Here is an 8,062-nt window from a genome sequence, read left to right as displayed (position 1 = left end):
TTTTAATATAATGTTTACTGTAAATTAAAATTTTATATATAATATACTAACAAAAACAGTATACAATATATAAGAGATTTGTATATTATAGATATTAATCATTACAATAATTAAAAATATCCAAATAAGAATTTAATATTATTTGATATTTAATTTGATAAATTGGATTATTTGTTTTATAAGTATTTGGGAGGAATTTGTATGACTAAAGGTATAAGGCTGCTAATAGTTTTGGTATTAGTAAGTATAATAGTAGCATCTTCTTGTACCTCTGTGATTATGGATGATAGAAAGGAATCAGAGAAGGTATTTAAGGAGTATATAAATTTATTATATACCGTTAAACCTAAAAGCAAAACTAATAGAAATATGACTTTACAACAGGTGTATACAGAAAATATTTTTGAAGATGTAATGACAGAAAATGCTTATAATAGTTTATGGAGAGATCAGATTCCCTTAGTACTATCACTTATAGTTAATAGAAATAATTATCATGTAAGGGTTAATAATATAGATATAGAAAATTATCATAAAAATAAGGATGGAACAACTACCTATACTTATAATGTTCGCTTAAATATATTTTGTTCTTTAGACAAAAGACATAGAGAAGAAAAATTAAAGGGAAAGGCCACTTTAAAGAAAATTAAATTTAAATGGAAAATTGTAAAAGATAAACAGTTTAATTTAGAGAAGATTCTTTTGGAAGAATAGATTTAATAATTCTTTATTATAGATAGTATTTGTATAAGAATATTTAAAGTTATAGAGAAGTAAAGCTTTTTAAAATAGGTATTTATTAATTTGTAAAAAAGTAACACTTATAAAATTATAAGTGTTACTTTTTTTGTAAAGGGGATCTTAAAATTGTAAAACTTTTAATTGTCTTGTATCTTTTGGGGGAGGATACAAGAGTGATATATATAATATTATTTAACAATTATTATTTATTAATATTTTATACCATTAAGTTTTATATGTCAACAATTAAAAAAGTAATTTTATTTATTTTTTTTAAATGCCATAACTATAAGTAAAATGAAAACGGAAATAAGGGCTGTTATTCCGCCAGGAGCACAATCTAAATAATAGGATAAAAATAAAGCGGATATTACATCAAATATACTTATTAATATAGACAAAAATAGGGTGCTTTTAAATCCTTTTTTAAACTGTAGAGCAGTGGCTACAGGTAGAGCTATTAAAGAGCTTAAAACTAGAACTCCAACAATTCTGATAGATACGGATATGGTAGCTGCAACTAAAATAGAAAAAATATAATTTATAAGTTTTACTCTTACATTAGCTATTTTAGCTCCTTCTTCATCAAAAGCTATATACAAAAGTTCACTATGTAATAAAATTAAAGTAACACAAGATATTATGCTTAATATAAATACAGTTAAAAGCTCGCCTTTTGACACTGTAAGAATACTTCCAAATAGGAAGGAATTTATATTACCTGAAGCTTTCCCAGAGCTTACTAAGGTTATAGCAATACCTACACTTAAAGAAAGAACTATAGATAAAATTAGTTCTGCATATCTTTTATAATAATCTCTTAAAAATTCTATAAAAACTCCTGCTATAGAAGTAAATATAAAGGCGCTTAGTATAGGGTTCTGGCCTAAGGATAATCCTATAGCTATACCAGCCAAAGAGCTGTGAGCTAAAGTATCTCCAATCATTGAATATCTTCTAAGTACTAAATATATACCTATACTAGGGCATAAAACAGATATAAATATAGAAATAATTAAAGCTGTTCTCATGAAAGTGTAACTTAACATTACATCACCTCTTTCAATTTTATGTATTGTTCTTTTGTATAAAGTTTTCCAAGGCCATCCTTAATTTTAAAAAGATGACTTGAATTAGAAAGAGCTGCAGAAATGTTATGCTCTACGGATAAAACCGTTAGATTATGGCAACTATTTAAATGACTTATTATTTTATATATTTCATTTTGACTATTTATATCTATGCCTGTAGAAGGTTCATCTAGTATTAAAAGTTCTGGTTCTCCCATTAAGGCTCTAGCAATAAATATCTTTTGTCTTTGACCTCCAGATAAATTTCCTATAAGAGAATGCCTATATTTAGTCATTTTAACAATGTTTAAGGCTCTATCTATAGCAGTAGAATCTTTAATTTTTAACACTTTTTTATGACATTTAAGGACTTCCTCTACAGTAATAGGAAAATCAGAATTAAAATTTTCATATTTTTGAGGTACATAGCCTATTTTACTATTTTTTAAATTTATATCTCCTAAAGTAGGGCTTAAAAAACCAAGTATTAGTTTTAACAATGTACTTTTACCAGAACCGTTAGAACCAAGTATAGAAACATACTGCCCCTTTTTTATATTGAGATTTATGTTTTCTAAAATATAAGGTTTTTTCTTAGTATAAGAAAAGCATAGATTATTTATTTCTATCATATTTTACCTCCAATGATATTTTTAATAAAAACTTATTTATTTTAAGTTTTATTTATGATATATTATTAAATGAATTTAATTTTCATTTGCAATTAATATTGACAGTTTTATAATATATGTTTATATTATACATATAAATGCAAATAGTTTGCAATAACCTATAGAAAAAATATTAATAATAATTATGTATAAATAATTATTCTAAATAAGGAGTGATACTATGAAAAAAATACTAAGCTTTATTTTAATTCTATCCAATATAATATTTTTTACAGCTTGTTCGGCGCAAAATAAAGAAAGCTTTTCTTCAAAAGATGAAAAAATTAAAGTGGTAGTTTCTTTTAATCCACTTAAGGAATATGTAAAGGCAATAGGTAAAGATAAAGTAGAAATAAAATCTATAATACCAGAGGGTTCAGAGCCTCATGATTTTGAACCTAAAATAAGAGATATGGAATCTATAAATAGTGCTAATATATTTGTATACAATGGTTTTGGAATGGAAGCATGGGTGGATAAAACTTTAAAGAATATAGACAATAAAGGATTAGTTGTAGTAGAGGCATCTAAAAATGTTACGCCTTTAAAAAATAAGGAATCGGAAGAGGAACATCATGAAGAGAATAAAGAAGAACACGAACATAATAATGGTCAATATGATCCACATACTTGGTTAAGTATAAAGGCTGCAGTAAAACAATCAGAAGTTATAAAAGATGCTTTAGTTAAGGTAGATCCTAAAAATAAGAATTATTATGAAAATAACTATAAAGACTTTAGAGAAAAATTGGAGAAATTATACGATGAATATAAAAAGAAGTTTGAGAGTGTAAAAGGAAATCATTTTGTAACAGGGCATGCAGCTTTTGGTTATTTGTGTAGAGACTTTAATTTAGAACAAAATAGTGTGGAAAATGTTTTTGCTGAAGGAGAACCAACCACTAAAAAAATGAAGGAGTTAATAGATTATTGTAAAAAAAATAATATAAAAACAGTGTTTCTAGAAGAGAATGTAAGTGAAGAAGTGTCTAAGACTTTAGCAAAAGAAGTAGGAGCTAAAGTAGAAAAAATTTATACTTTAACCAATTCAGTAGAAAATAAAGGATACATAGAAATAATGCAATATAATTTGGAAAAAATATATGAAAGTTTAAAATAACATAAAGTATTATAGATATTTATAAATTAATGTAAAATTAATATAAAAGTCTTTCTTATAATATTATCTTAAAATCCTTATTAGAGATAAGGAGAAGATGATTTAAAAGAAAGACTTTTTAATTTATTCTGCAGTTTTATTTGATACTATATTAGTTTTTTCAATAATATCAACGGATAATTCTTGGACAAAAGATTCTTTTTCTTCTAACTTTTTATCTTGTTCTGAGAATAAATATTTTTTTATAAAAAATATTCCGGCTAAAGACAAAACTCCTAAAAATATTTCAAGAGCAGAGGAACCGTAAACTAACATTTTTCTAGCTATAGCATAGAGCATTACTTCAACTACACTGTTTGGTGTATGCTTTACTAGCATTAAAGCTAATTCTAAAGCTATTACTAACAATAAAAGATGGGATAAGAATTTTTGAAACATATCGTAGGATGGGATTGCATCTAGGGTAAAAATTTGTATGATAAAACTTATAAGGTCTTTAGAACTTAGAAATACAGAAGCTATCATAAAAATGGCTAACAAAGTTTCTAACCACATAACACCAGATATTATTTTAGACTTTAAATTTTTTAATTTAATATTGCTATATTTTTTCACTATTATATCAACATCCTTAACAATTTAATAATTCAATTTTTTAATAACTTAAAAAATTAATAAAAAAATAAGTAAGTAAAGTGGTTATAAATACCTTATATAAATTATAATATATACTTGTATAAGTTATCAATAGGAAAACGTAAAGTATAATGAATTATTTTTATTTTCCAAAAATTCAATTGGGAATGGAAAGAAGTTATTATTAAAAAAATTAATAAACAGGAGTTTATGGCACAAAATATAATATAGACCTGTTAATTTACTATTATGTTCAGAAGATGGGTATATAATAAACATGCTTTGGCTACTTTCGATTTTAATATTAGCAAAATTTATCTTATATTTTTTTATTACTACTTTAAAATAAGGAAAATTTAATTATAATTAAGATATAAATTGGAGGAATTACTATGAAGAGAGCTTCCATAGATAGAAATTTTAGAAAAATAAAGAATTCCTATAGTCAGACAGAGGATATAGTACAGCATTCTAAAATTAATAGTTTGTGGGAACAAGAAGCATCTATTAGAAAAAAATTAAAAAAATTAGAAACTATGAAAGATGAAAATATAAGGGATTTTAAAGAGGTTTATAATAATTATTTGCATCTTTTAGATTATATCTCTAAAAAATTAGTAAGGGATTATAATATAAAACATAATACAGACTTTGATTTTTATGAAATAATAAAGGGGAATAGAAAAAATTATTTGAAATCAGGAATAATAAGTGTTCTTATAACTAGGCATATTCCAACTATGATATTTAAAGAATTTGATAGGATATTTCCGAAGAATCCTAAAGATGAATATAGGGAAGTTAGATATATGAATAGAAAATTTTATCTTCATTTAGGAGAAACTAATACGGGAAAAACTTATAATTCTATGGAAAGACTAAAAGAAAGTAAAAAAGGTATATATTTATCACCATTAAGAATACTGGCCTTAGAGAATTTTGAAAAATTAAATAAAGAAGGCGTAGTGTGCGACCTAATAACTGGAGAAGAAGAAATAAAGAAAAAAGGGTCTAAGCATATATGTTGTACTATAGAAAAATTAGATATCAATGAAGAGTATGATGTAGCTATTATAGATGAAATACAAATGATAGATGATGATCAAAGAGGGAGTGCTTGGACAAGAGCTATATTAGCATTAAAGTGTAAAGAAATACATGTTTGTGGAGCATTGAATACAAAAGAATTAATAATAAATATCATAGAAGACTGTGGAGATGAATATGAATTAAAGGAGTACTTTAGAAATATACCTCTTAAAATTGAAGAAGAGGCTTTTAGATTAAAGGATATAAAAAAAGGAGATGCATTAGTTACTTTTTCTAAAAAGAAAGTCCTTCAATTAGCAGATTATTATGGAGATTTAGGTATAAAAACTAGTGTAATATATGGAAATCTTCCACCAGAGGTTAGAAGAAAACAATATGAACAATTTATAAGTAAAGATAGTAATATATTAATAACTACAGATGCCATAGGTATGGGAGTAAATCTTCCCATAAGAAGAATAATATTTATGGATATTAGAAAATTTGATGGAAATGATATGAGATACTTAACTTCACAGGAAGTTAAACAAATAGGGGGAAGAGCTGGAAGATTTGGTATATATGATATAGGTTATATAGCATCTTATGGAAACACTCAAAATTTTGTAAAGGAAATGATAGAAGTATACGATAGAAAAATATACGAAGCTGTAATAGAACCAAGTGAAGCTATACTAGATGTAAAAAGTCTTCCATTGAGAGAAAAATTAGCTCTTTGGAGCACAAGGGAAGAAAAAAGTTTATTATATAGAAAAATGGATATAGGAGAAAAAATTTTAGTGCTAGATAGTATAAAAAATTATAAATTACCAGAAAAGTATCAGTGGCAATTATTAAAGGTACCCTTTGATGTTACCAATATAAATATAATGAATGATTTTTTAAAATATGTAAATGAGATTTTTATAGGTAATTTTAAAAGTATATCTAAACCAAAACTTAATTCTAAAGATTTATATGATTTAGAATTGTATTATCAAAAACTAAATTTATATTATTCTTTATCTAAAAATTTTAATTTAAATTTTGATGAATGCTGGGTTTATGATGAAAGAACCAAGCTAAGTATAGAAATAAATAAAGTGCTTAGAAAAAGATTTAGTTTTTAAACTTAAAAAGTATGTTTGCATATAAATTCTCATATTATTGTCTATTCAACGGTGTTTAAAATATATGTTTGTTTAAAAAAATGATTTTACCATAATATTATAAAATATGTTTAAGGAGTACAGGTGGTTATTTATGAGTTATGAGTACATGACCAGGGAACAATTAATAGTTGAACTAGAAAAGAAAGATAAAATAATTGAAAATATTGCACGTTGTGCAGGTACAGATTCTCTTACATCAGTACTTAATAGAAAAAGAGGACTAGAAAGTTTATATAGAGAAATAGAATTAGCTAAAATTAATAAAGAAAAGTTAACCATAGGATTTGCAGATGTAAATAATTTAAAAAATATAAATGATAATTATGGTCATCTTACAGGAGATTATGTATTAATAACTTTATGTAATATAATAAAGGATAATATAAGAAAAAGTGATTTCATATTTAGATATGGTGGAGATGAATTTATAATTGTACTACCTAAAACTAATATAAAAGAAAGTAGTATAGTATGGAATAGGATAAGTGATAAAATAAAAGAAACAAGTAAAAATTTAAAATATGAAATAGGAATGAGTTGTGGTTTTGTAGAATATGATGAATATTATAATAAATCCCTTAAAGAGTTGATAAAAATGGCGGATTTTAAAATGTATGAAAGTAAAAGTAAAATAGGATAGGATCTAAAATATTTTGTATATATTATTATACAAAATATTTTAATTTGTAGGGGATTTTTATGGAAAGAGTAGAAAAATTAAAAGATTAGTTGATATGACAACAACTTTTGTGGTGGGAGAGGTTTATAAAAAACACTTAGAAGGTTACAACTTAGTAAAAGAATATGAAATAGAAATATTAGCCCATTTCTTAAAAGACATAAAGACATTATGATTGCTAAATAAAAAATAAATATATTGTGTATAAGTACTAAAAGCACTTAAGGAATGCAAACCTTAGGTGTTTTTTATTCCTCTATTATTTAGATATGAAACTTATTCATACACATTTATCACATTTATCACATTTATGAATAAGTTTCATATTATATTTATAAAGAGACAAGCTCTCTATAAAATATTGAAAAACTTAAGATAAAAATAATAGGAGAAAATGATTATGAGAAATTTTTGCAGAACTTGTGCAGAGTTTGCTGATATACTTGGAGCTGAAATTTTAAGTACAGCTAATAATGTTTGTACAGTAACGTTTATGAGAGATATTGATGCAGAAATATTAGGAAGACCAACTCATTCACCATTAGCTTTAGCAGCATTGTTTTCATTTAAATCACCGGATAATCAAGGTAGAACTCTTAATTTGGGTGAGACAGTTATTCTTCAAGAAGAAATAAATAGATTTATATCTATTTTAAGAGAAAATGGAATATTAGTTACTGCACTTCATAATCATTGGTTATTTGATGAACCAAGGCTTATGTATATTCATTTTGAATCAATAGATAGACCGTTAAACTTTGCTAGAAAAGTAGCAGAAGCACTTGAGGTATTAAGAGGACAAGAGAAAATAAAACCAACAGTTTTAGAATAAATGCTAAAGATTAAAATAAATATATTTAAGGACAAAGACCCTGCTATATACAACAAAATTTATATATGTACTATGTACTAAAAGGCACTTGGTTAATTCCAGGTGTCTT

At 24.9% G+C, this 8,062-nt stretch carries 8 protein-coding genes; 5 read left to right on the top strand and 3 right to left on the bottom strand.

The features are described from left to right. The first annotated feature begins 201 nt into the window (after positions 1-201). Entirely contained in the window at positions 202-717 is a 516-nt protein-coding gene (locus tag ACYUEW_RS17760; RefSeq protein WP_003486746.1) for a hypothetical protein, read from the top strand. 287 nt (positions 718-1,004) lie between these two features. Here the strand turns inward: ACYUEW_RS17760 and ACYUEW_RS17755 are convergent, their stop codons facing one another. Together ACYUEW_RS17755 and ACYUEW_RS17750 are read right to left on the bottom strand one after the other, a co-directional pair. Beyond that, positions 1,005-1,793 carry a metal ABC transporter permease gene (locus tag ACYUEW_RS17755; RefSeq protein ID WP_460277570.1) on the bottom strand — a complete coding sequence of 263 codons (789 nt, stop codon included), beginning with the start codon at positions 1,791-1,793 and terminating at the stop codon, positions 1,005-1,007. Beyond that, positions 1,793-2,446, bottom strand: coding sequence for a metal ABC transporter ATP-binding protein (locus tag ACYUEW_RS17750; protein ID WP_003486743.1), 654 nt, complete (start codon positions 2,444-2,446; stop codon positions 1,793-1,795). The genes ACYUEW_RS17755 and ACYUEW_RS17750 overlap by 1 nt, the downstream gene beginning before the upstream one ends. A gap of 220 nt (positions 2,447-2,666) precedes the next feature. Between ACYUEW_RS17750 and ACYUEW_RS17745 the strand changes: the two genes are divergently transcribed. Then, complete coding sequence (locus ACYUEW_RS17745; RefSeq protein WP_085333255.1) at positions 2,667-3,605, top strand: metal ABC transporter substrate-binding protein; 939 nt, start codon at positions 2,667-2,669, stop codon at positions 3,603-3,605. A gap of 123 nt (positions 3,606-3,728) precedes the next feature. Here the strand turns inward: ACYUEW_RS17745 and ACYUEW_RS17740 are convergent, their stop codons facing one another. Further along, positions 3,729-4,220, bottom strand: a complete 492-nt coding sequence (locus tag ACYUEW_RS17740; RefSeq protein ID WP_460277567.1) for a hypothetical protein — start codon at positions 4,218-4,220, stop codon at positions 3,729-3,731. A 413-nt stretch (positions 4,221-4,633) separates the two neighbouring features. On the opposite strand from ACYUEW_RS17740, the gene ACYUEW_RS17735 reads away from it, so the two are divergent. From ACYUEW_RS17735 to ACYUEW_RS17725, 3 genes are all read left to right on the top strand, one after another. Next, positions 4,634-6,400 carry a helicase-related protein gene (locus ACYUEW_RS17735; RefSeq protein ID WP_003486737.1) on the top strand — a complete coding sequence of 589 codons (1,767 nt, stop codon included), beginning with the start codon at positions 4,634-4,636 and terminating at the stop codon, positions 6,398-6,400. 133 nt (positions 6,401-6,533) lie between these two features. Next, a complete protein-coding gene (locus ACYUEW_RS17730; RefSeq protein WP_030034589.1) occupies positions 6,534-7,082 on the top strand; it encodes a GGDEF domain-containing protein in 549 nt (182 codons plus the stop codon). A 439-nt stretch (positions 7,083-7,521) separates the two neighbouring features. Further along, a complete protein-coding gene (locus ACYUEW_RS17725; protein ID WP_460277564.1) occupies positions 7,522-7,953 on the top strand; it encodes a DUF1259 domain-containing protein in 432 nt (143 codons plus the stop codon). Positions 7,954-8,062 lie beyond the last annotated feature (109 nt).

It is taken from the genome of Clostridium sp. CTA-1 (genome assembly GCF_054768215.1).
This window is presented reverse-complemented; position numbering and strand designations above follow the sequence as displayed.

Coding starts and splice junctions, on each gene's coding strand:
- ACYUEW_RS17760 (WP_003486746.1), top strand. CDS start 202: ATGACTAAAGGTATAAGGCTGCTAATAGTTTTGGTATTAGTAAGTATA.
- ACYUEW_RS17755 (WP_460277570.1), bottom strand. CDS start 1,793: ATGTTAAGTTACACTTTCATGAGAACAGCTTTAATTATTTCTATATTT.
- ACYUEW_RS17750 (WP_003486743.1), bottom strand. CDS start 2,446: ATGATAGAAATAAATAATCTATGCTTTTCTTATACTAAGAAAAAACCT.
- ACYUEW_RS17745 (WP_085333255.1), top strand. CDS start 2,667: ATGAAAAAAATACTAAGCTTTATTTTAATTCTATCCAATATAATATTT.
- ACYUEW_RS17735 (WP_003486737.1), top strand. CDS start 4,634: ATGAAGAGAGCTTCCATAGATAGAAATTTTAGAAAAATAAAGAATTCC.
- ACYUEW_RS17730 (WP_030034589.1), top strand. CDS start 6,534: ATGAGTTATGAGTACATGACCAGGGAACAATTAATAGTTGAACTAGAA.
- ACYUEW_RS17725 (WP_460277564.1), top strand. CDS start 7,522: ATGAGAAATTTTTGCAGAACTTGTGCAGAGTTTGCTGATATACTTGGA.